The organism is Mesorhizobium sp. LjNodule214 (assembly GCF_964252735.1).
In the GTDB taxonomy this organism is placed as follows: domain Bacteria; phylum Pseudomonadota; class Alphaproteobacteria; order Rhizobiales; family Rhizobiaceae; genus Mesorhizobium.
Genome location: NZ_CAXUPE020000003.1, coordinates 1,123,242 through 1,145,685 on the forward strand (window position 1 = coordinate 1,123,242; position 22,444 = coordinate 1,145,685).

General features: G+C 63.3%; 13 protein-coding genes, 1 tRNA gene and 1 pseudogene. 8 read left to right on the forward strand and 7 right to left on the reverse strand.

Going from position 1 to position 22,444, the window contains the following annotated elements; genetic code table 11:
* Window positions 1-21 precede the first annotated feature (21 nt).
* On the reverse strand, window positions 22-495 hold the full coding sequence (locus ACSQ3Z_RS30915; RefSeq protein WP_436175004.1) for a hypothetical protein: 474 nt from the start codon (window positions 493-495) through the stop codon (window positions 22-24).
* 104 nt (window positions 496-599) lie between these two features.
* Window positions 600-857 carry a PepSY domain-containing protein gene (locus tag ACSQ3Z_RS30920; RefSeq protein WP_436175005.1) on the reverse strand — a complete coding sequence of 86 codons (258 nt, stop codon included), beginning with the start codon at window positions 855-857 and terminating at the stop codon, window positions 600-602.
* A 429-nt stretch (window positions 858-1,286) separates the two neighbouring features.
* On the opposite strand from ACSQ3Z_RS30920, the gene ACSQ3Z_RS30925 reads away from it, so the two are divergent.
* Together ACSQ3Z_RS30925 and ACSQ3Z_RS30930 are read left to right on the forward strand one after the other, a co-directional pair.
* Window positions 1,287-3,068, forward strand: coding sequence for an adenylate/guanylate cyclase domain-containing protein (locus ACSQ3Z_RS30925; RefSeq protein ID WP_436175006.1), 1,782 nt, complete (start codon window positions 1,287-1,289; stop codon window positions 3,066-3,068).
* Window positions 3,069-3,198: 130 nt separating this feature from the next.
* Window positions 3,199-7,524 (forward strand): cytochrome P450, encoded by a 4,326-nt coding sequence (locus tag ACSQ3Z_RS30930; RefSeq protein ID WP_436175007.1) that lies wholly within the window; start codon window positions 3,199-3,201, stop codon window positions 7,522-7,524.
* 16 nt (window positions 7,525-7,540) lie between these two features.
* On the opposite strand, the gene ACSQ3Z_RS30935 is transcribed toward ACSQ3Z_RS30930, so the two are convergent.
* Window positions 7,541-8,227, reverse strand: coding sequence for a Crp/Fnr family transcriptional regulator (locus ACSQ3Z_RS30935; RefSeq protein WP_436175193.1), 687 nt, complete (start codon window positions 8,225-8,227; stop codon window positions 7,541-7,543).
* 474 nt (window positions 8,228-8,701) lie between these two features.
* Between ACSQ3Z_RS30935 and ACSQ3Z_RS30940 the strand changes: the two genes are divergently transcribed.
* Window positions 8,702-12,379 carry a S8 family serine peptidase gene (locus ACSQ3Z_RS30940; RefSeq protein WP_436175008.1) on the forward strand — a complete coding sequence of 1,226 codons (3,678 nt, stop codon included), beginning with the start codon at window positions 8,702-8,704 and terminating at the stop codon, window positions 12,377-12,379.
* Window positions 12,372-13,907 carry a hypothetical protein gene (locus tag ACSQ3Z_RS30945; RefSeq protein ID WP_436175009.1) on the forward strand — a complete coding sequence of 512 codons (1,536 nt, stop codon included), beginning with the start codon at window positions 12,372-12,374 and terminating at the stop codon, window positions 13,905-13,907. Before ACSQ3Z_RS30940 ends, ACSQ3Z_RS30945 begins: the two co-directional genes overlap by 8 nt.
* A 69-nt stretch (window positions 13,908-13,976) precedes the next feature.
* Here ACSQ3Z_RS30945 and ACSQ3Z_RS30950 read toward each other — a convergent pair.
* Window positions 13,977-14,051 (reverse strand) — tRNA-Val (locus ACSQ3Z_RS30950).
* 137 nt (window positions 14,052-14,188) lie between these two features.
* The gene (locus ACSQ3Z_RS30955) at window positions 14,189-14,872 is read right to left on the reverse strand and encodes a phosphoglycolate phosphatase (protein ID WP_436175010.1); all 684 of its coding nucleotides are present in this window, start codon (window positions 14,870-14,872) and stop codon (window positions 14,189-14,191) included.
* Between the two features lie 189 nt (window positions 14,873-15,061).
* On the opposite strand from ACSQ3Z_RS30955, the gene rpiA reads away from it, so the two are divergent.
* From rpiA to gor, 3 genes are all read left to right on the forward strand, one after another.
* Window positions 15,062-15,793, forward strand: coding sequence for a ribose-5-phosphate isomerase RpiA (gene rpiA, locus ACSQ3Z_RS30960; RefSeq protein ID WP_436175011.1), 732 nt, complete (start codon window positions 15,062-15,064; stop codon window positions 15,791-15,793).
* Window positions 15,780-16,376: a DUF2059 domain-containing protein gene (locus ACSQ3Z_RS30965; protein WP_436175012.1), complete on the forward strand. Its 597-nt coding sequence runs from the start codon at window positions 15,780-15,782 to the stop codon at window positions 16,374-16,376. The genes rpiA and ACSQ3Z_RS30965 overlap by 14 nt, the downstream gene beginning before the upstream one ends.
* A gap of 117 nt (window positions 16,377-16,493) precedes the next feature.
* On the forward strand, window positions 16,494-17,885 hold the full coding sequence (gene gor, locus ACSQ3Z_RS30970) for a glutathione-disulfide reductase (RefSeq protein WP_436175013.1): 1,392 nt from the start codon (window positions 16,494-16,496) through the stop codon (window positions 17,883-17,885).
* Window positions 17,886-17,949: 64 nt separating this feature from the next.
* On the opposite strand, the pseudogene mgtE reads toward gor, so the two are convergent.
* Both mgtE and ACSQ3Z_RS30980 read right to left on the reverse strand, forming a co-directional pair.
* Window positions 17,950-19,278, reverse strand: a pseudogene (gene mgtE / locus ACSQ3Z_RS30975) (magnesium transporter); the annotation flags it as partial.
* A gap of 248 nt (window positions 19,279-19,526) precedes the next feature.
* Entirely contained in the window at window positions 19,527-21,425 is a 1,899-nt protein-coding gene (locus ACSQ3Z_RS30980; protein ID WP_436175014.1) for an ABC transporter ATP-binding protein/permease, read from the reverse strand.
* 584 nt (window positions 21,426-22,009) lie between these two features.
* On the opposite strand from ACSQ3Z_RS30980, the gene ACSQ3Z_RS30985 reads away from it, so the two are divergent.
* Window positions 22,010-22,444: a hypothetical protein gene (locus tag ACSQ3Z_RS30985; protein ID WP_436175015.1), complete on the forward strand. Its 435-nt coding sequence runs from the start codon at window positions 22,010-22,012 to the stop codon at window positions 22,442-22,444.

Here is a 22,444-nt window from a genome sequence, read left to right on the forward strand (position 1 = left end):
AAGCCTGCCCTCGGGCCTGGCTCAAGCTCGCTCGAAGTGCGGACGCCGGAAACCGGCGTCGCGCCCGGCAATCAGCCAATAGACCAGGCCGGCCACGACACCCGCCGTGCCGATGATGCCCATATCGGCCCAGCGCTCCGGATTTTCCGACGCGCCCGGCCAGATCAGGGCGAATCCGGCGACCGCCGCGATGGCGCCGAACATCATGTGCAGCAGGGCATTGCGCAGCGAGAAGAATTCGGCGATCAGCGCGAAGACAAGCGTCTGCATCCCGGTCAATATGATCGTCAGGAAATAGATGAACATGCCGAGCGGCGGCACCAGCACTGCCGCGATCGGGCTAACGCCCACGACGCTGAAATATTCAGGCGCGTTGGGCAGCGAACTCAGTATGGCGTAGATCGCCACCACCGCGAACAGCCCTACCAGAACCGCCACCAGATAGCCGGCGAGCATCATCAGGACGCGCTTCGATACGTGCTTTACCACCGCCATGCACCCCCGTGCCCGCAACTGCGGAGCCGCAGTCAGCCATCAAAGATGTGCCGGCGCAAGAGCCATATGGCGCCGTGCCATAGGTCCGCAGCGCGTTGGCGATCCTATTTCGTCTCGCCGGTCACCGGATCGTAGGAGATTTCGACTTTCGCCTTGTCGCTCGTATAGTAGGTGACGGTATAGACGCCGCTATCCCAGTCGATCTCCTTCACATAGCGGAAGTCGTTGCGCTGCTCGACCTTGGCGATGATCTCCGACAGCTTCTTGGCATTGGGCGGGGGCAGTGGCTTTTCGTCGGCCGCGAAAGCCGATCCGCTCACGAGAAAAACCGCCAGGCTGGTCGCCAGAAGAACGATGCGCATGAGTGCCCTCATTTCATGTTGGCCTGATGCGTTGGAAACTCGCTTCCAGGCCGGTTTGTTCCGGCGCGCCAAGGGCAGGCTCGGACCGCTGCACCACCATTGTTTGCAACTGCGATCCGGGATCATAAGAAACCGCACCCAATCGCTGCAGCTGCAATCTATGAATGCCATTGAATTTCAATGCGTAAGGGCAAATGCCCTATCCGAGATCTCAGATAACCGACAGCCAACCGTGACGGAGCCGCGCTGTGCGATACATTAGCTGATCGTGGTGGAGCTTTTGCTGTGACCCTGCTAGACTTCCTGCCATGACAGGGCGGTATCTGCGCGCCGGCCTGTCTGAATCTTCATTCAACAACGCGGCGAAGTGCCCAAGAGCGGGCAGTCGCCTGTGTTGGACAGGACCAGAAGGGACCGGGGGGCTCCAATATGGCTGAACGGAACTACACCCGTCAGCTGGCGACAATCATTTCCATCGATGCCGTTGGATTTTCACGGCTGATGGGTATCGACGACGAGTTGGCGGTCGCCGCGTTCGAGGAACGGCGCGACATCATCGCCGATAGCTGTGGGGCGTTTGGTGGCCGCACCTTCGGCGATGCCGGCGACAGCGTCATGGCCGAATTCGGCAGTCCGATCGAAGCCTTGCGTGCCGCCTTCGATTTCCAGGGCCGGATCGTGGCGCTCAATGCATCGGCAGCGCAAGACATGCGCATGCCCTTTCGTGCCGGCATCAACACCGGCGACGTCATCGTGCGCGAAGGCCGCCTCTATGGCGACGACGTCAACATCGCCGCCAGGCTGCAAGAACTCGCCCCGCATGACGGGCTCGCCATCTCCGAGACCACCTGGCACCACGTGAAGGACAAGACGACGGCCGAATTCACCGATCTTGGCGAATTCATGCTGAAGAACATCGCGCTGCCGGTTCGCGTCCTGATTGCCGGCCGCGGCGGCAACGGCTCCGCGCCCATGGCGCCGCTGGCCGCCATGTCGTCACCCCTTGGCCAGCGGATGCTCTCGCCCAAGGGCCCACCGGCGATCGCGGTGCTGCCGTTTGCCGGCGACGGCGGCGAGCACGACGTCGGCTACATGGCGGACGGCATTGCCGAGGACATCATCTACGGCCTCTCCAACACCAGATGGCTTTCGGTGATCGCCAAGAGCTCCAGCTTCCAGTTCCGCGACGACAGCCTGGGAACGCGGGTGATCGGCAACGCGCTCGGCGCGCGCTACATCGTCAGCGGGACGCTGACACGCAATGGCGGGCAAATCCGCCTCAACACGTCGCTTGCAGACACCTCGAACGGGCGCCTGGTGTGGTCGCAGCGCTTCGATCGCAACCTCGTCGACATCTTCAACCTGCGCGACCAGATCGGCAGCGAGATCGTCTCCATACTCGACAAGGAAGTCGACCGGGCAGAGCAGGCGCGCACCTTCCAGGTGCCCTGGGAAAGCCTGGAGACCTGGCAATTGGTGCGGCGCGGCCGCTGGCACATGAACCGGCGCACCCGCGGCGACACTGAAATCGCGCTGGATTTCTTCGAAAAGGCCTATCGGGAAGACCCGAATTCGAGCGCCGTGCTGAATGAGCTCGCATGGTGGTATTTCTGGCGGGCGTGGCTGCGTTTCGGCGACAGTGACGATCTGGAGAAGGTCGAGCAATATGCGCGCAAGGCCTTGCTCATGGATAGCCTGGACGCACGCCCGCACGCCCATCTCGGCGCGATCGACATTATGAGGGGAGAGCCGCGGGCCGCGGTCGAACATCTGGAGGAAGCGATCCATATCAATCCGAGCTTTGCCTTCGCAAGCTCGGCGATGGGCAGCGCCCGCCTGCTGCTCGGCGATGCCGCCGGCGCGATACCGTTTTTTCTCGACGCCGAGCGATTGAGCCCCTTCGATCTCTACAGGTTCCACAATCTGGGGGAACTGGCGGTCGCCTACAGTTTCGTCGAGGACTGGCCGGCCGCGATCGCCATCGCGGTTCGCTCGCTCAACCTGTCGCCTGGCTACTTCTACGCCAGGTTCCTCAAGATCGGCGCCTTGGGGCGCAGCGGCCGCACGGATGAAGCCCGACGGGAGCTGGCCATTTTCACGACAAGGCACCCGGATTTCTCCTACCAACGGGTGCGCTGGATACCTTTCGTCGACAAGGCAGCGAACGAATTCCTTATCGGCAATTTCGAAGCGGCCAAGTCGGGCAAATGATTTCGCTGCTGACAAGTGGTAGAACAAGCGTGACTGTGAAGAACTTAACATACGCGCAGCCGAAGCAAACCTAGGCCATGGGGTTAGCCGGTATCGCAATGACGTGGACAGCCGGGGGGCTTGAACGCGCATGATCAAGATCAAGTATTTCGCCGCCATTCTCGCCGCCCAGAAAAGCCAGCGTCCAGTATCGGAAATGCCGCCCTTCGACATCGGGCGGCTCCGTTCCAAGGGCGGCCTGGCATCTCGCATCGGCGGCTATCTCTTCAGCGATCCGCGCTGGATGCTGGCGCTGCTGCGCCGCTTCTGGCCAAACCTTGCTTTCGGCAATTTCCTGCTGGTGACCAGGAATGCCGACGTCCGCGACATCCTTGAGCGCGGCGACGAGTTCGAGACGCCCTACGGTCCGGAGATGGCCGAGCTGGCGCGGGGATCGAACTTCATTCTCGGCATGCAGGACGGCGCTGCCTACCGTCAGATGAAATCGTCAGTGCTGAGCGCCTTCCCGCCGGCGGAGGTCGAGGCCATGGTCCGGCCGATCGCCGCACGTCATTCCAAGGACATCATGACCCGGGCCAACCCCGGCTTTGACGCCATCTCCGGGCTGATGAAGATCGTCCCGGTGCGCATCTGCCGCGACTATTTCGGCCTCGAGATCGACAACGAGCCCGAATTTGCCGACTGGGCGATCGCATTGAGCGCGCTGTTCTTTTCCGATCCGACGGCAAGCCCCACCACCCGCCAGCTTGCCGTGGTCGCGGGCGATCGGCTGATCAAGGTCATCGACCACTCCATCGACGCGATCAGGGAGAGGGGAGGAAAGGACGAGCGGCCGCTGCCGAGGCTCGTCGCCCTTCTCGACGACGGCCGCCTGTCGAAACCCGACCTCCATTCGATCATACTCGGCATGATCGCCGGCTTTGTCCCGACCAATGTGCTGGCCGGCAGCAACTGCCTCGATGTCATCCTGTCCCGGCCAGACGCACGGCGGGCGGTCGATGCGGCGCTAGCCGACGACGATACCGGCAAGCTTGACCGGGCGATCATGGAGGCCATGCGCTTCAAGCCGATCTGGGTCGGTCCCTGGCGCTATACCTCACGTGACGCGACCATCGCCAGGGGCACGCCGCGCGAGCGGCTCGTGAAAGCGGGAACGGTGGTGATGCCGGCAACGCTGTCGGCGATGTTCGACCCCGAAGCGGTGCAAAACCCGAACGACTTCGACACCTCGCGCCCGCTTCGCGATTACATGGTGTTCGGCCACGGCATCCATTTGTGCATAGGCGCCGAGATCGCCAGGATTCAGATCGGCGAAAGCATTCGCGCCCTGTTCCAGAAGGACAGGCTGCGCCGGGCGCCCGGCAAGGCAGGGCGGATGACGCAAGTCGGCGCCTATCCGGAAAGCCTCAAGGTCGACTTCGACCGGCCGGCGCTGTGCCGCACGGTCGATCATTCGATGGTGACGGTGGTCTGCCCGATCACGCGGGCCACTTCGCTGGATGCCATACGCGAAAGGGTCGCGACATTAGGCAATCCGGCCACGAAGGCAGTCGGCGAGGAACTCGACATTGCCGGCACCATTCATTTCACCAGCCTGGCCGTTGCCGGCACTGGCGAGACAGATGAGGCGTCAGGCCTCGAGAAAGGTGCCCTCGTTCTCGAAATCTCCGGCGACGGCACCGCCGATGAGGTCATCGATGCCTTGGCGCAGGCCATTGGCCACCAGCTGCGGCCGATTTTCAAGGATTTCTGCGGCTTGCCCGAAGGCAGCGCGCTGAACGACTTCCTGCGCAAGCACAACGTCGCGATATCGCCATCATTCGGCAGCGCTGCCGGCCTGGTGTTTTCGGGCACGCCCGGACATTCGGTCCGACGCATCCTGGCCGAAGCAGAGCTCGCCGACGCCGTGCGCGACATCGTCGAGCAGCCGCGTGCCGGCAATGGTGACGCTGCTGCGGTGCTTGCCGAGGCCCGCCAGCATGTCCGGTCGCTCGGAAAGTTCAGCTGGGCATTCGAGCCTGCCGAAAGCCTGCTTGAAAGGCTTTCGGGTCATTGGGGCCGTGCCCTCATGACGACCCTGCTGGTGCCACCGGTTTTTGCGACAGTGGCGGTCATCTGGGCTGCTTGCTGGTACATGACTTACAGTGTGGTGTTCGGCAGGTCCATTGACCTCGGTTCCCACGAAATCTCGTTCACCGCCATAGCCATAGCAGTCACTTCGCTTCTGTTGTCGGCGCTTGGACTGTTAGCTGCGGCGGCGCTGCTGGTGTTCTTGTGCTTGCTGGCGTTGCGGCGCATCGAGGACAAGGATCGGCCGGAAAGCACATCGATCGGAATATCTGCCTTGAACGAGATACTCGCCAAGGAGGACCACGCGGCGCAGAACCATCTGACCGCGATCTCGACGATGAAGGCCGGTATCCTGCGTAGGCTAGCGCTCAGGTTTTCCTTCTACCTGATCTCGATAGCTGCGCAGAAGGTGTTCAAGCCAGGCTTTCTCAACACCATCAACACCATCCATTTCGCCCGCTGGGTGCTGCTGCCGGGCTCCAACAGACTGATGTTCTTCTCCAACTACGGCGGCAGCTGGGAAAGCTATCTCGAGGACTTCATTGCCAAGGCATCCGCCGGTCTGACCGGCGTGTGGAGCAACACCGAGGGCTATCCTCGCACACGCTGGCTATTCCTCGACGGCGCGCGCGACGGCGATCGCTTCAAGCGTTGGGCGCGGCGCCAGCAGGTGCCGACCCTGTTCTGGTACTCCGCCTATCCCCATCTCAACACCACGCGCATCCGCATGAATTCCCGGATCAGGCGCGGCATTGCTTCCGCCGTCGGCAACGAGGCGCGCGACTGGCTGAGCCTGTTTGGTTCGCTACCGCGTCCGGTGAGCGAAAGAACCACCGTTCAAAAGACGACCTCGCTGCTGGCCAATATCAGCTCAGCCTTTCCGGCGCCTCTCGAGCAGCAACTGGAAACCGGCGAGATCCAGTCCATCTTCTTCGGCCCGTTCGGCCCGCTTGGCTATGCGCATATGATTGCGATCCGAGTGCCGGACAAATTGCCGGCGTCCAAACGCCGGGCCTGGCTCGATTTCGTCATCGAACAGACGAGTTTCGGCGAAGGCAAGCCCGCCGCGCGAGCCATGACGGTGGCCTTTGGTCCCGGCGGTCTGCGGCAATTTGGGCTCGACGCGGGCGTCGACGACGATCCGCTAGACACATTCCCGATTGCCTTTCGCCATGGCATGGGCAATCCCGAGCGTGGGCGCATCCTGGACGACCGAGGCCGCGAAGCACCCGACGAATGGGAGTGGGGGTCGTTGAAGAAGCCTGTGGACGTGGTCGTCGTCTGCTATGCGAAAGAACCGGAAAGGTTGGCGACCGAGATCGCCGCCGTGAAACGAAAGACGACCGGGGCGGGGATGAAGGTCGTCGCTGAACTGCCGCTCGCCGTAAAGCGGGACCCGACCAACACGAACACGAAATCGTCGAACACGGCAAAACATGACGACAAGTCGGAGCGCATGCCCGCTTATGAGCATTTCGGGTTCGCTGATGGGATTTCGCAGCCGATCGTGCGGGGCACGACGCGCGCCAGCAGGGGCGCCGCGCCCATGCACCTGGTCGCGCCGGGCGAGTTCCTGTTCGGCTACCGTGACGAGCACGGCTTCTATCCGGCCTCGCCCTCGGTAAGCGCCTCGCGCGATCGGAGCGGTATCCTGTCGCAGGTGCGTCGTAGTCGGCAGATTCCGGGCCTGCCTCCACCCCCGCGGGATTTCGGCCGCAACGGCTCATTCCTGGTCGTTCGCCAATTCGAGCAGCATGTCGACATTTTCAACGACTATTGCAAAAGGGCCGCGGCGCGGGTTGCGCACGAAACCGGCAATCAGTCCATGACGTCGGAGTGGGTTGCCGCCAAGATGCTCGGCCGCTGGCAGAACGGCAGTTCGCTGGTGCGCAATCCCGATCATCCGGGACGCGTAGTCGACAACAATTTCGCCATCGGCGCCGAGGATCCGCAAGGGCATCGCTGCCCGCTCGGTGCCCACATACGCCGTTCCAACCCGCGCGACTCGCTTGGTGAGGACCGCGAGACGCAGATCAATATCGGCAAGCGCCACCGCATCCTGCGCGTCGGGCGCACCTATGAGAAGCAGGCCAGTAGGAGTGGAAAGGCCGAAAAGGGGCTGCTCTTCATGTGCCTAAACGCCGACATCGAGCGCCAGTACGAATTCATCCAGCAGACCTGGGTTTCGTCGACTTCCTTTCAGGGCCTGGTTGGCGAGAAGGATCCGACGATTGGTGCGCGCGACCAGGGCGGCCACTTCACGATCCCGTCCTGGGAGAAGGTCACGATCCTTCGGGAAATCCCGCAATTCGTCACCACGAAGGGCGGGGGCTACTTCTTCATGCCGAGCCGATCGTCGCTGCGCTACCTGAAATCGCGGCTCTGATTCGGCCCGGACTCGCTCAGTCGTCGTCCTGCGATTCGGCGATATGGGTGAGCGCCTTGCTGTCGGTTATGCGCAGGCCGCCACGCTTGATGGCGATGATCTGCCGGTTGCGCCAGTCGTTGAGCGTCTTGTTGACCGACTCGCGCGTTGCACCAAGGAACTCGCCAAGCTCCGATTGCGAGATCGGAATCCAGCCCGCGTCATCGGCCATGACGCCGGCGAGAAACACCAGGCGCTTGGCCAACCTGGCCTCGATGCCGAAGAAAGCTTGGTCCCCAAGCTCGCCGCTGACCCAGCGCAGCCGCGCGCACAACAACTCGATCATGGCGCGCGCCAGGGACGGGTTTTTCTCAATTCGGTCAAAGAGTTGAGTCCGGCTAAGCGAAACCAGCTCGCAAGCCGTGAGACAGATGGCGGTTGCCGTGCGCGGGCGCCCGTCAAGCGCGCCGATCTCGCCAACCAGGCTGCGCTGGAGCTCGATGTTGGCCACCAGCTTCTGCCCGCCGGGCGAGTAGATCGAAATCTCCACCGTGCCGCTCATCACGCCGTAGATGCGGTCGGCGGCATCTTCCTGGACGAACAGGTGCTGGCCGGCCGCGTAGCGTTCCAGCTTGCAGCCGCTGAACAGCAGGTCGAACTGGCTCGGGTCGATCCGTGCGAGGCGCGGCAGATCGTTCCTGTCGTTCGCGCTGGCGAAAGCCATATCGATTTTCCAATTACCCCAACCACTGAAGTTTACGGCAAGAGAGCACATCATCAAAGCCCGGCGTTCATGTAAGGCCGCAGCCGAAGCACGGAAGGCCGTCTGCACGCGCGGCGGGAGGTGGCCGGGAGCGCGCAGACGGCAGCCGTGCAAATGATTAGGTGCTCAAAAAACCCGCCTTGGAGCGGCTGCCTTTTCGAAGTCTGGGAAACTTGAAGCAGCCGGCCGAAGTGGAACCCCTGGCCACATTCGTGCGGAAGCCGCCGGCGATCTGTGAAGTCCGTCACAGAGACACCTGTCGAATGGCGCGAATGTCATGCAGCCGGCAAATCGGCAATATTTGAATGACAAACGATCCTGGAACATAGCCGTCGCTGCGAAAGTTGTTTGGCGGTTTTTCCACCCACACTTGCCAGCACCTGACAGTCGAGACTACGATTTCTACTTCAACCGATTGGGAAAGCGGAGCATGCCATGGCGACGGCAGCGGGACTCCTGATCAAGGTGCGCGGCGACGGCACCGGCTTTGCCGCGGGCAGCCGGTCATTGCGCCTCGGGGCGGTCGACGTCGAGCCAATCCTGCGCGTGCCGCCCGGCGCTTCGGGCGGCAATCTCGGCGCCGGTGCCGATCGCGGCGCGACCTGGCTCAGGCTAAGCGCCAAGGCCGGTTCGGAAAACCCCTGGGACGATGCCCATGCCCTTGCCGGCCAGGGCCAGGCTTTCGCGGCGACAGGCAGCCCCGACATCCTGGCCGTGGAGCCCGACATCGTCCAGCACTGGGACTACAGGGACGCCAATGGCGATCGTGGCATGGCGGCGAGCGCCAGTCCGGCCTGCACCTTCGATGACCAGGACCCCGCAGGCGGGCAGGCGACGATGCCGGGCGTCGTCGCCTGGAATGCCGGAGCGGCCTTCAGCCAGTTCGCCACGGCCCGCACCAAGGTCGGCGCCAAGCAGGCCAAGATCACCATCGCCCATCTCGATACCGGCTTCGATCCGGGGCATCGCACCTTGCCCGCCGGACTGCTCACCGCGCAGCAGCGCAATTTCGTCAATGACGGCGCCGGCCCGAACGACGCCACCGATCATGCCCCGGCAGGGGGTCTCGCCAGCAATCGCGGCCACGGCACCGGCACGCTCAGCCTGCTCGCCGGCAACAAGCTCGACGGCACCTCGCCGAATTGGCCGGGCTTCAAGGATTTCGTCGGCGCCGCCCCCCAGGCAAACATCATCCCGGTGCGCATCGCCGACTGGGTGGTGCGGCTCACCACCGGCACGATGGTGCAAGGCATCGACTATGCCCGCGCGAAAGGCGCGCAGGTGCTGTCGATGAGTATGGGCGGCCTCACCTCGCAAGCGCTGGTCGATGCGGTCAATCTTGCCTATGACAACGGCGTCGTGATGGTCACCGCCGCCGGCAACAACTTTACGATCACGCCGCGGAGCATCGTCTTTCCGGCCCGCTACAATCGCGTTCTGGCGGCCTGCGGCGTGATGGCCGATGGCCGCGCCTATTCCGGCCTGAGCTTCGGCACGATGCAGGGCAACTACGGGCCGCAATCGAAGATGAAGACCGCGCTCGGCGCGTACACGCCGAACGTGCCGTGGGCTGAGATCGACTGCGCCAAGATCGTCGACATGGATGGCAGCGGCACATCGGCGGCGACGCCACAGATCGCCGCCGCCGCGGCGCTCTGGCTGGCCGAGCACTGGAACGTCGTGAAGAAATACTCGCAAGCCTGGATGCGCATCGAGGCGGTCCGCTTCGCGCTGTTTTCCGCGGCGTCGAAGACCACGGCCAAGATGGGGGCGGCGGAGACACTTAAAAAGATCGGCCAGGGCGTGGTCCGGGCGGATGCCGCGCTCTCGGTCATGCCGCCGGCCGAGAACAAACTCCGCAGGTTGCCTCCGGCGGAATATTCCTGGGCCTGGCTGGATTTCATCACCGGGGGCGGCAACTCCGTGGCGGCGATGTCGCCCACCGACATCATGCACCGAAAAATGCTGGCGCTGGAACTGACCCAGATGGCGCAGCGCGTCGCGTCGGTCGACCAGGCGATCGCCGATCCGGATGTCGACCCCAGCAAGATCTCGGCCGCCGCGCGCAACCGCTACCTGGAAGCCGCGCTCGACGACGGCAAACCGTCCGGGCCGCTGCGGACCTTTCTCGAAGGCGCGCTGGGACGGCCTGGCGCCAGACCTCCTGCGCCGGCGGCGACGAAACCGGCGGCCCAGATCAAGCGCAAGCCGCGCGCGCTGCCGCCGCCCAAGCGCCGCCTGCGCATCTACGCGCTCGATCCTTCCATCGCCAAGCAGCTGGATTCAATATCCGTCTTCCAGGCGACCCTTTCCGTTCCCTGGGACGACGAGCCGTCGACGGCCAAGCCGTTGCTGCGCGGTCCAGTCGGCGAATATCTCGAGGTCATCGACGTCGATCCGGCATCCAACCGCGTCTACGACCCAGTCGACCTCAACGACAAGATCCTGCTCGCCCAGGACGGCCTGCCGCCCTCGGAAGGCAATCCGCAGTTCCACCAGCAGATGGTTTATGCCGTGGCCATGACCACGATCGGGCATTTCGAGCGCGCTCTGGGCCGCCGCGCGCTCTGGGCCCCGCACTATACCGGCAAGGTCGGCAGCCGTGGCAGCATGGCCATGAAGGCGCATGAAGTTCCGCGCCTGCGCATCTATCCGCACGCGCTGCGCACCGCAAACGCCTACTACAGCCCCGACAAGAAGGCGTTGCTGTTCGGCTATTTCCCGGCCGAGAGCAAGGAAGGCGACGTGACCACGCCGGGCACGACGGTGTTTTCCTGCCTGTCGAGCGACATTGTCGCGCATGAGATGTCGCATGCTCTGCTCGACGGGTTGCACCGTCTTTTCGAAGAAGCATCCAACCCGGACGTGCCGGCCTTCCATGAGGCCTTTGCCGATATCGTGGCGCTGTTCCAGCATTTCACCCTCAAGGAATTGGTCAGCTTTGCGATTGCCAAGGCGAAGGGCGATGTGTCCGTGGCCACGCTGCTGTCCGGCATCGCCGCGCAGTTCGGCGAGGGCAGCGGCCGCGCCGGACCGCTGCGCGACTATGGCGGCCCCGGCATGGCCGCGCTCGACTACACCAAGACCTTCGAGCCGCACGACCGGGGCTCGATCCTAGTCTTTGCCGTCTACCAGGCGTTCCTGGCGATCGCCGACCGCCGCACCGACGACCTGATCCAGTTGGCGACCGGCGGCACCGGCGTGCTGCCGGCCGGCACCTTGCATCCCAGCCTGGTCGAGCGCCTCACCGACGAGACCGCCAAGATCGCCCAGCAGATGCTGACCATGTGCATTCGCGCGCTCGATTACTGCCCCGCCGTCGACATCACCTTTGGCGAATATCTGCGTGCCCTGATCACGGCCGACATCGATGCCTTCCCCGACGATCCGCTCCACTATCGCCTGGCCTTCATCGAATCCTTCCGCCGATGGAAGCTTCTGCCACGCGACGTGCGCACCATCTCGGAAGAGACGCTTGCCTGGAGCGAGCCCGACGATCCGTCACCTCCCTGGCTGAAAGGGCTGCTGGACGAAATCGACCTCGGCTGGAACCAGAAGCTCGATCGCTCCGATATCTTCGCCCTCAATGAGAAGAACCGCTATGCGATGTGGCAGGCGATGCACCGAACCTTTGCCGCCCATCCGGCCCTTCACAAGGAGTTCGGACTTCTGCCCGACCTGCCGCGCTATCGCGACGACGGCACCCTTTTGGCCAAGGCAAAAAAGGGCGAGACCACCTTCAGCATCCTCAGCGTGCGTCCGACCCGTCGCGTCGAGTCCGACGGCTCGTTCCGCACCGAGGTCATCGCCGTCATTCAGCAACGCATTCCGATCGATTTCGAAGGCAAGCCCATGCCGAACGGCGTGAAGGCGGGCGACGGCTTCATCTGGTTCCGCGGCGGAGCGACGCTCATCATCGACCCGCGTGAGGGCAAGGAACGCATCCGCTATTCGATCATCAAGAACACCGGCAGTCTCGAACGGCGCAAGCGCCAGGCCGAGACCGCGACCGCGAACTACCTGTCGCCGCTGCGGGCGCTGTATTTCGGCAACGAGGTTTCCGAGCCCTTCGCCCTCCTGCATGCCAGCGATGGAGATGACGACCATGTCTAGGAGGCCGGCAACAAGAAACAGGCCGCAAGAAGCGGCGGGTGCGGCAGTGGCAAAGGCGGCAAAGCCTGCCGTGACGGTCCGGCACTATTGCCAGGGCATCGGCGACTGCCACCTGCTGAGCCTTCCAACGCCCGACGGCTCGTTGTTCCGCATGCTGATCGACTGCGGCGTTCATGTGTCGATCAAGGGTGGCCCGGCGCTGGTGGCGGACATCGTCGCTGACATCAAGAAGGCGACGGACGGCGGCAAGATCGACGTCCTCGTCGTCACCCATGAGCATTGGGACCATGTTTCGGGCTTCCTGACCTCGAAGGACCTGTTCGCGGGCTTTGATGTCAAAGAGGTGTGGATGGCATGGACGGAAAACCCGGCCGACCAGCAGGCCGTCGAACTCGACAAGTTCAAGGGCTCGGCCCTGACGGCGCTGCAAGGTGTGAGCCAGAGGCTCGATGCCGCGCAGGAGCCGACCGCCCATCTGGCAGGCATTCGTGACGGGTTGCAGTCGGTGCTCGGCTTCCAGTTCGGGGCCGCCGGCGAAAAAGTGCGCGCGGCGCGAGACGCCGCGGCCAGCCTTTCGAAGACCAAGCCAACCTATCTCGAACCAGGCAAGCCGCCGCTCTCGATCAAGGTCTTGCCCAATCTGCGCATCTACGTGCTTGGTCCGCCTCGCGACAAGGCAGCACTTCGGCTCGAGGAGAAGGCGGGCGAAATGTTTCCGCTTGCCAGCGGCGGTCCGTTCACGCGGGCGCTTGCCGCGGGGCTGAAGATGAACGACGGAGCCGGCGATGCAAACTATATCGATGAGCTCAGCCCTTTCGAGCGCCACGTCGGAACGGAATTGTCGGCGGCGCTGAATGGCGACAAGGGCAGTGATCCCAGGATCGATATCGGCGCCTTTGTGCGCGAGCACTATGCGGGGCCGGTCTCCCATCCGGCGCCAACGGAGGACCCCGACCAGGCATGGCGCCGCATCGATGCCGACTGGATGGGGATTGCCGCCGACCTTGCCTTGCAACTCGATCGCGGCGTCAACAATACCAGCCTGGTGCTGGCGTTCGAGTTCACCGACAGCAACAACGTGTTCCTGTTCCCGGGCGATGCGCAGATCGGCAACTGGCTGAGCTGGAAGGATTTGAAATGGCAACTGGAACAGACGACGGTGACGACCGCCGATCTTATGGCGCGCACGGTCTATCTGAAGGTCGCCCATCATGGCAGCCAGAACGCCATGCCGCAAAAACAGGGCATCGACCTTTTGACCAGCACCGATCTTTCGGCCTTCATCCCGACCAACAAGGATGACGCCAAGAAGGTCCGCTGGCACGAAATGCCCTACGACGCCATCCTGACCGCGCTTGCCGCCAAGACCAACGGCCGCGTGATCCGCGCCGACGACAAGTGGCTGGGCGACAAGAACGGCAAACCGGCCTTTGCCGCGCCCTCCGGATCGATCCGTGCGGTGCGACATGCGCCGCGGGATGCGGCCCGGGGCGAGGGCGGGCTTTGGGTGGAGGTTGATCTGGCGTGAGGCGGGGCAAAGCGCCGGCTGAAGAATGGCTGGAGCGGAGATAAGGAAAACAGATCAGCGCGGGTAGAATGGTGGGCGATGCAGGGATTGAACCTGCGACCCCACCCGTGTGAAGGGTGTGCTCTCCCGCTGAGCTAATCGCCCGCTCGTTGCCCGAAGGCCAAGCGAGCCGCGATATAAGGGAGGCTGCCTTGTGAAGTCAAGGCGATGTGCCACCATTCCAATAAGGACTGAAACAGGGCAAGGTCGGGTAGGCGCCTGAGCTTGGTAGCCTTCGTCGCTCAGTCGCCAGCCGCGGCGATCAGCCGTTCCGCCAGATCGAGCGTCAGTGCGTCGAAATGCGAGATCACTGCCGACGGTTCGAATTCGCGTACATGGCGTTCGGTGTAGCCGAAATCGACCGCCACCACTGGAATGCCGGCGGCCTTGGCGGTGTCGATGTCGGTTTGCGAATCACCGACCATCAGCGCCCGATGCGGGTCGCCGCCGGCCAGCTTGATGGTCTCGACGAGATGGCGCGGGTCGGGCTTGCGGAAGGCGAACGTGTCCTGGCCGGCGATCGCCGCGAAATGCTTCGCCAGACCGAGCGCCTCGATTAGCGCCACCGAATTCGCCTCGTATTTGTTGGTGCAGACGGCAAGCAGATAGCCGGCCTTCTCGAACCGGGCGATCGCCTCGACGACGCCGGGGTAGGGGCGCGACTTGCCGGGAATGTTGTCGGTGTAGTGGTCGAGGAACAGTTTTAGCAACCGGTCGTGCTCTTCCTCTGCCAGCGATTTCCGCTGCGCGGCGTGGGCGCGTTCGATCATCACCCGGCCGCCATGGCCGACGTAGCGCTTGAAGCCGGCTTCGTCGACGGCGGCCAGTTCGCTGGCGGCGAGACTGTGGTTGAGGCTGTCGAGCAGGTCCGGCGCCGTGTCGACCAGCGTCCCGTCGAGGTCGAACACGATGATCGGTCTGGTCATGGCCTGTCCTGTGGCGATTGCGTCGCCTGGGGCGATAACGCCTGCGCTCCGATAGGGCAAGCCGGCTCGGCCAATCCACAGCCGAAGACCGATCGAGAGAGGCGCGGCCTTTGACCGGGCGGGCAAAAATGCTAGGAGCGCGCGAACCAGCGAAACCGGACGAGACATGGGACCGCACAAGACATGGGCATGGATGCGAGGCAACTGAAGGTCGAGGCCGCGCGGGCAGCCCTTGCCCATGTCAGCGAAGGCATGCGGCTTGGCATCGGCACCGGCTCGACCGCCGAGGAGTTCGTGCGGCTGCTTGCCGAAAAGGTCGCCACCGGCCTCACCATCGTCGGCGTGCCGACGTCGGAGCGCACCGCGGCGCTCTGCCGTGAACTCGGCGTGCCGCTGTCGACGCTCGAGGAAACGCCTGAACTCGACCTTACCGTCGACGGCGCCGACGAAGTCGACTCCGCACTGACCCTGATCAAGGGCGGCGGCGGCGCGCTGCTGCGCGAGAAGATCGTAGCGGCGGCATCCGGGCGCATGATCGTCATTGCCGACCGTTCGAAAATGGTCGAGACCCTCGGCCGTTTCCCACTGCCGATCGAGGTCAATCAATTCGGCCTGCGGGCGACCGAAATCGCGGTCGGCTCAGCGGCCAAAAGTCTCGGTCTTTCCGGTCCGATTACATTGAGGATGACGGGGGGCCAGCCTTTTGTTACAGACGGCGGCCATTTTATCCTCGATGCATCTTTTGGCCGCATTCCGGATACAAGAGCGCTTTCGAATGCTCTCCACGCCATACCGGGCGTCGTCGAGCACGGTCTTTTCATCGGGCTGGCGTCAGCGGCCATCATCGCCGGCGGCGACGGCATCCAAACCGTCCATGCCGCCCGAAAACCAGGGAGTTCTACCGACCATGATGTTGCATAACCGGGTTCGCAGCCTTTCGGCCATTCTGGTGGCTTCGGCCGTCTTCGCGTTTTCTTCGCCTGTCTTCGCGCAGGACGTGACCGAATCGCACCTGAAGGCAGCGCGCGCCGCCGTCGCCGCGATCCACGCGACCGACCCGTTCGACAACATCCTGCCGCAGGCTGCCGCCGCTTTGGAACAGCAGTTGATCCAGAAGAACCCGGACATGCAGGAACTGATCGGCAAGACCATCACTGACAAGGCGATGGCATTGGCCTCGCGCCGCGCCGACCTCGAGAAGGAAGCAGCCCTTGCCTATGCCAAGGTCTTCTCCGAGAAGGAACTCAACGACATCGCCGCCTTCTACAGCTCCGATTCCGGCAAGAAGCTGCTCGACAGCGGCCCGACCGTGACGCGTGACCTGGTGAAGGCCGCCGACATCTGGCAGAACGGCCTTGCCCGCGATCTCGCCCAGCAGGTCGGCGAAACGCTGGCCGCGGCGGCGAAGGCCAATGCGCCGGCAGCGCCCGCTGACGCCACGGCCCCCGCCGACGGCGCTGCCCCGGCTGGTGGCGACGGGCCCGCCGACAACACGCAGAACTGATCCCGCTTTTCCAATGGCCTGAGCGCCGCTGGACCAAAAAGCCCGGTTTATCCGGGCTTTTCTTTTGGCTGTTGGCAGCCTACCTGTCTCAAGCATTTTGAAGGCAAGGAACAGTCTATGGCCGGTTACGACTACGATCTTTTCGTCATCGGCGGCGGCTCCGGCGGGGTGAGGGCGGCGCGCGTCGCGGCCGCGCTCGGCAAGCGCGTCGGCATCGCCGAGGAATACCGCTATGGCGGCACCTGCGTCATTCGCGGCTGCGTGCCGAAGAAGCTCTACGTCTATGCCTCGCAATTCCCCGAGCATTTTGCTGACGCCGCCGGCTATGGCTGGACGGTGCCCGAGGCCAGCTTCGACTGGCCGACGCTGGTCGCCAACAAGGATCGTGAGATCGCCCGGCTCGAAGCCATCTACGAGAAGAATGTGAAAGGCGCCGGCGGCGAGACCTTCCATTCGCGCGCCATGCTGGTCGACCCGCATGTGGTGCACCTTCTAGGCGAGGATCGCACCATCACCGCCGAACAGATCCTGATCGCCACGGGCGGCCGCCCGGCGCCGCATCCGGCGCTCGTCGGCCACGAACATTGCATCTTTTCCAACGAGGCCTTCGACCTCAAGAAATTGCCGAAGGCAATCATGATCGAGGGTGGCGGCTATATCGCCGTCGAATTCGCCAACATCTTCCATGGGCTCGGCGTCGACACCACGCTGGTCTATCGCGGCAAGGAGATCCTCTCGCGCTTCGACATGGACCTGCGGCGCACGCTGCACGAAACCATGGAAAAGAAGGGGATAAATATCCTCTGCCACGCCGTGTCGGAATGGGTCCGCAAGCGGCCGGACGGCAGGCTCGACGCCTTAGTCACCGGCGGCAAGGTGCTGACTGTCGACCAGGTCATGCTCGCCATCGGCCGCATCCCCAACACCGAGAATATGGGGCTGGAAGGCGTCGGCATCGAGCTCGGCAAGACCGGCGCCATCGTTGTCGACCAATACTCCCGCACCAACATCGACAACATCTGGGCGATCGGCGACGTCACCAACCGCGTGCAATTGACGCCGGTGGCGATCCACGAGGCGATGTGTTTCATCGAGACCGCCTTCAAGGGCAATCCGACCGCGCCCGACCACGAAACAATCCCGACGGCGGTGTTCTCGCAGCCCGAGATCGGCACCGTCGGCCTGGCGGAAGACGAGGCGGTCAAGCGCTTCTCCGACATCGAAATCTACCGCGCCTCATTCCGCCCGATGCGCCACACGCTATCCGGCCGCGACGAGAAGATGCTGATGAAGCTGGTGGTCGACGGCGCTTCGAAGAGAGTGCTCGGCGCCCACATCCTCGGGCCGGACGCCGGCGAAATGGCGCAGCTTCTCGGCATTCCGCTGAAGGCCGGGCTGACCAAGGACGACTTCGACCGCACCATGGCCGTGCATCCGACGGCGGCGGAAGAACTGGTCACCATGTACAAGCCGACCTACCGCGTGAAGGACGGTCAGCGCGTCGATTGACGCATTTCGCGACAAGAGCTCATCGCGACAAAAAGGTTGCCGCGATGAGTGTGCTTTGGCGTTGCTACAGCAGCGTGCCGTGCAGGATGACCAGCGCCACCGAGAAATAGATCACCAGCCCGGTGACGTCGACCAGCGTGGCGACGAACGGTGCCGACGCGCTGGCGGGATCGAAGCCGAAGCGTTTCAGCGCGAACGGCAACATCGATCCCGACAGCGAGCCGAAGGTGACGATGCCGACCAGTGCCGCGCCGACGGTCGCCGCGATCAGCTCCCAGTGCGGGCCGTAGTCGTAGAAGCCGAAATACTGCCACAGCGTGATGCGGCAGACGCCGACGACGCCGAGGATCGATCCGAGCACCAGGCCGGTCGGCAGTTCGCGCAAGGCGACCCGCCACCAGTCGCCAAGGCCGATCTCGCGCAGCGCCAGCGCGTGGATGACCAGCGAGGTCGCCTGCGAGCCGGAATTGCCCCCGGAACTCATGATCAGCGGGATGAACAAGGTGAGCACGATCGCCTTTTCCAGCTCGCCTTCATAGCTCTGCATCGCATTGGCGGTCAGCATCTCGCTGATGAACAGCGCGCAAAGCCAGCCGGCGCGCTTCTGGATCATGGCGAGAAAGCTCATCTTCATGTAGGGCTCGTCGAGCGCCTCCATGCCGCCGAAGCGATGCACGTCCTCGGTCGTCTCCTCGATCATCGTGTCGATGATGTCGTCGATGGTGACGATGCCGAGGATCTTGCCGTGGTCAATGACGGGGACGGCGAGCAGGTCGTATTTGGAGATCAGTTGCGCCACCTTCTCGCTGTCGGTGAGCGGCGAGACCGTCACCGGCGCGCGATCCAGTGCGACATCCATCACCAGATCGTCCGGATCGCCGGTGATCAGCCGGCGCAGGCCGGTCGAGCGCACCAGGACATGCGTCTCGGGATCGACGATGTAGATCGCGTAGATGGTCTCGCGCGTCCGCTCGACCTTGCGGATGTAGTCCAGCGTGCGGCCCACGGTCCAGTCCGAGGGCACGCTGACGAACTCCGTCGTCATCAGGGATGCGGCGCTGCCTTCGGGATAGCCCAGAATGGCAAGCAGCGTAGCGCGCAGCGGCGGCGCGAGTTCGACAAGCAGTTCGGAACGGGCCGGCTCCTCCAGCTCGCGCAGAATGTCGGCGGCACGGTCGACCGACATCCCAGTCAGCAGCTTGCCGGCCTTGGCGCGCGGCAGCGCCTCGACAAGCTCGGATGCGCCGTCGAGTTCCGGCTGGTCGAAGATCTCGACCAACCGCTCGAAGGGCACTTGGCAAAGGATACGGGCGATGGCGACGGCCTCGTCGCCCGCTACAGGGGAAAGTTCGTTCATTGGTTCACTCCTTGCCGTCCGGCAGGACGTGAACCGTCAAGGTCACGTCTAGGCGGACGGCGGTTGCGTTCGACTACTGTCGCCAGGCATGGCGCGGTGACCTTTCTGCTCGCGGGTTCGGGTTGGAATTCTGCGAGCCGGCGGCAACATAGGAGCGCGTCCTGCCGAGTCAATCGCAACGACGGGCAAAAGCGACACCGGAGAGGCGGGATCGCGAGACTGTGATCGCCGCACGAGGTGGCGTCAGCGCGGCTGATGCAATCGACAGGCAAGGAGGGCTGGAGTTATTTCTGCTTCAGCCGGCGCGGGAAGCGCAGCCATTTGTCCTCAATCGGCCTTGGGACCGGCCTTGGCTGTGCGAGGATGGTGGTGAGCTCGCGCGGCAGGCTCGGAGCCAGCGGCTTCTTGGTGGCGACGCCATCCGAGATCGCGACCACGCTGTGGTAGAACTCGGCGCCGGACAGCGAGCGAGGCGGCGTGGCCTCGTGCATGACGCTGATCACCGTGACATCGGGGCAATTGTCCTTGATCGCCTGGTGGAAAGCGATCTTGCCTTCGGGATCGAGCGCGCCGGTTGCCTCGTCGAGGAACAGCAGCCCAGGCTGCTGCAGGATGATGCGGGCAACCACCAGCTTCTGCTTCTGGCCACCTGAAAGAACCTGGTCCCAGTTCTTTCCCTCGCGGCTTTCATCCGCCATGTGCTCGATGAAGTCGCCAAGGCCGGCCTTGTGCAAGGCCGCTGCGACCTGCGCTTCGCCATGATCGTGCTCGGAGCCGGGCAGGCAGACCAGCTGCTTCAGCGTGACCTGCTGCAGCTTGACCTCCTGGGCGGCATAGAAAATCCTGATGCCTTCCGGGAAGACGATGGTGCCGCGGCCATAGGGCCACAGGCCGTTGATCGCCTTGATCAGCGAGGTCTTGCCGCACCCCGATTCGCCTTTGAGGAACGTCCATTCGCCACGCCTGAAGCGCAGGTTCGCCGCGCTCAGGAATGGCGTCGCGTCCTCACCCTGATGCGCCAGTTCGAGCTTCTGGATGGTCAGGCCGAAAACCGGGTTCTGGCGATCGTAGCGGAAGTCGGAACGGCCGGTCTGGCTGTAGAACTCCTGTGGATGCTGGACGTTCTCGATGGCGTTCGCCAGTTCGGTCACACGCTGGCTGTTGGCCCGCAATGTCGCGATATTCGGCATGACATGGATGAACCACGAACATTGGCTGATCAGCGAATTGACCATTTCGGAGCCGGTAATGTAGCCCTTGAGATCGAAGCCGTTGTGGATGAACGGAACAAGGCCCGGCCCGTAAGCAACGATGCGGGCACCAATGAAATTGTAGATCAGCTCGAACGAATTGTAGCTGGTGTTGACGATGTTCAGTCGCGCCCAGGTGCGGTCGATATCGACATAGAGCCGGCTGTGCATCGACTTCTGCACATTCTCGCCCTGCGAGGCGGCGACGTGGAAACTGCGGCGCAGGAAAGTGGTCAGTTCGCCGCGATAGCTGCCCTCGGACTGCTGCATCCTGACGTTGAGGCGTTCCAGCAGTCTGCCCAGTTTGACCGCGATCCAGGTGTTCAGCGGCACATAGGTGGCGACGGCCAGGAAAGCCAGAACCGCGCTGCCGTAGCTGCCGAGGAATTCCAGTCCTCTCACTTCCACCGAGGTCTCCAGCAGCTTCTGGCCGACGAAGTAGAGTGATGTCGCAACAGCCAGGACGCCCATGGCGAGGCCGATGGCGCCGCCGGTCATGTCCTTGATCGATTCCTGGATGCGCTGGTCGATGTTGTCGGGAGCAGCGTTGCCGGACGAACCATGCTGGGCGTGGAAATGCGTGTGATTGGTGTCGAGCAGCGCTTCGTTGAAGCGGCTATCCAGCCAGCCGCGCCATTTACGATGCAACGTCGCCGAAACGAGGCTGCGGATGCCGGTGAAGCCCGCGTCCTTGAGGATGACCAACAAGACCAGGATGCCGGCGTTGGTCAGCAGCGACTTCAGTGGTGTGGTATTTGCGGCATCGTGGAAAAAAGCGATCGAATTGACCAGTTCACCCGATGCTTCGGCGAACCACACGCCCGATTTGCTGGACAGCGCCGTGAGCAATGCGATGACGAGGGTGAGTGTCCAGGCTTCCTTCCAGCGGTCGGAGAACCAGTAGGCCCGCATCAGCCCCCAGAAGCTGCGCATCGACGACACCGGCGTCAGGGGCGATGGCCTCGCGGCCTCGCTAGCTAGTTCTGCCGGTACTGTACGTTGCGGTCTGCCGACCCGAATCACGATCCCGCCCAAACCTTTTCTAGTTTTGTTACGGATAGTAACACCAATTGATCATTTTCTATTAATTTTCTCCCGGCCTCTGTGAACACGCGCACGCAACGTTGCCATGGAGCAACAGGTCGGGCTGCGGAATCGGCACACGGAAAACGGATTATTGGTATTTATTCCAACAGGTTGAGCAGCTATGGCGGCGTTCGTTCCTACCTTCCCTAAGGGAAGCGTCTCACACGATTTTGTGAACCTTTTCGCCTTGCCGAGCGGCCGATTTTCCTACGAAGGACTGACTGGCAGGTCCCCAAATCGGGCTATCCCCGACCACTCCAGAAGTACTCTCGTGATGGCTCGCGGGCAGCCGAACCTGCATCGATTCGTCTCGCACGAAGCGTTCTGGGGCGTGGGCAGGTCGCGCCTCCGCAGATGCATGGCAAACCGCGTTTGACAATGCAGCCGTCCGGATCGAACCTGATCCACACATTTGGCGTAGGGGGTCTTCCATGTATGCACGAACATTTTCAGTCGCGATGCTCGCGGCTTTCGTCTGGCAGCCTCTGGCGCATGCCGGCAGCCAGACCATTCCGGCGAGCGCCGAAGGCCAGATCGAATTCAACACGCCATCGGGCAATATCGGCTGCATCTACACGCCGAAGGGCGGCACCAGCACCTATCAACCGCAGGACGGCGGGCCGGAACTGAGTTGCTCGCGCATCGCGCCGAGCTACGTGACCGTCATTCTTGGGCCGAAGGGACCGGCGACGCAGATCAAGAACCCCGGCGAGCAGGGTTGCTGCGGCGACGTCGCCAAGCTGGCTTACGGGAACAGCTGGAAGAAGGGGCCGTTCTCCTGCCAGTCGTCGACCAAGGGGCTTACCTGCGGCAGTAGCAACGGTCATGGCTTCTTCGTCAGCAAAGCCAAGGTGACGGCTAAGTGA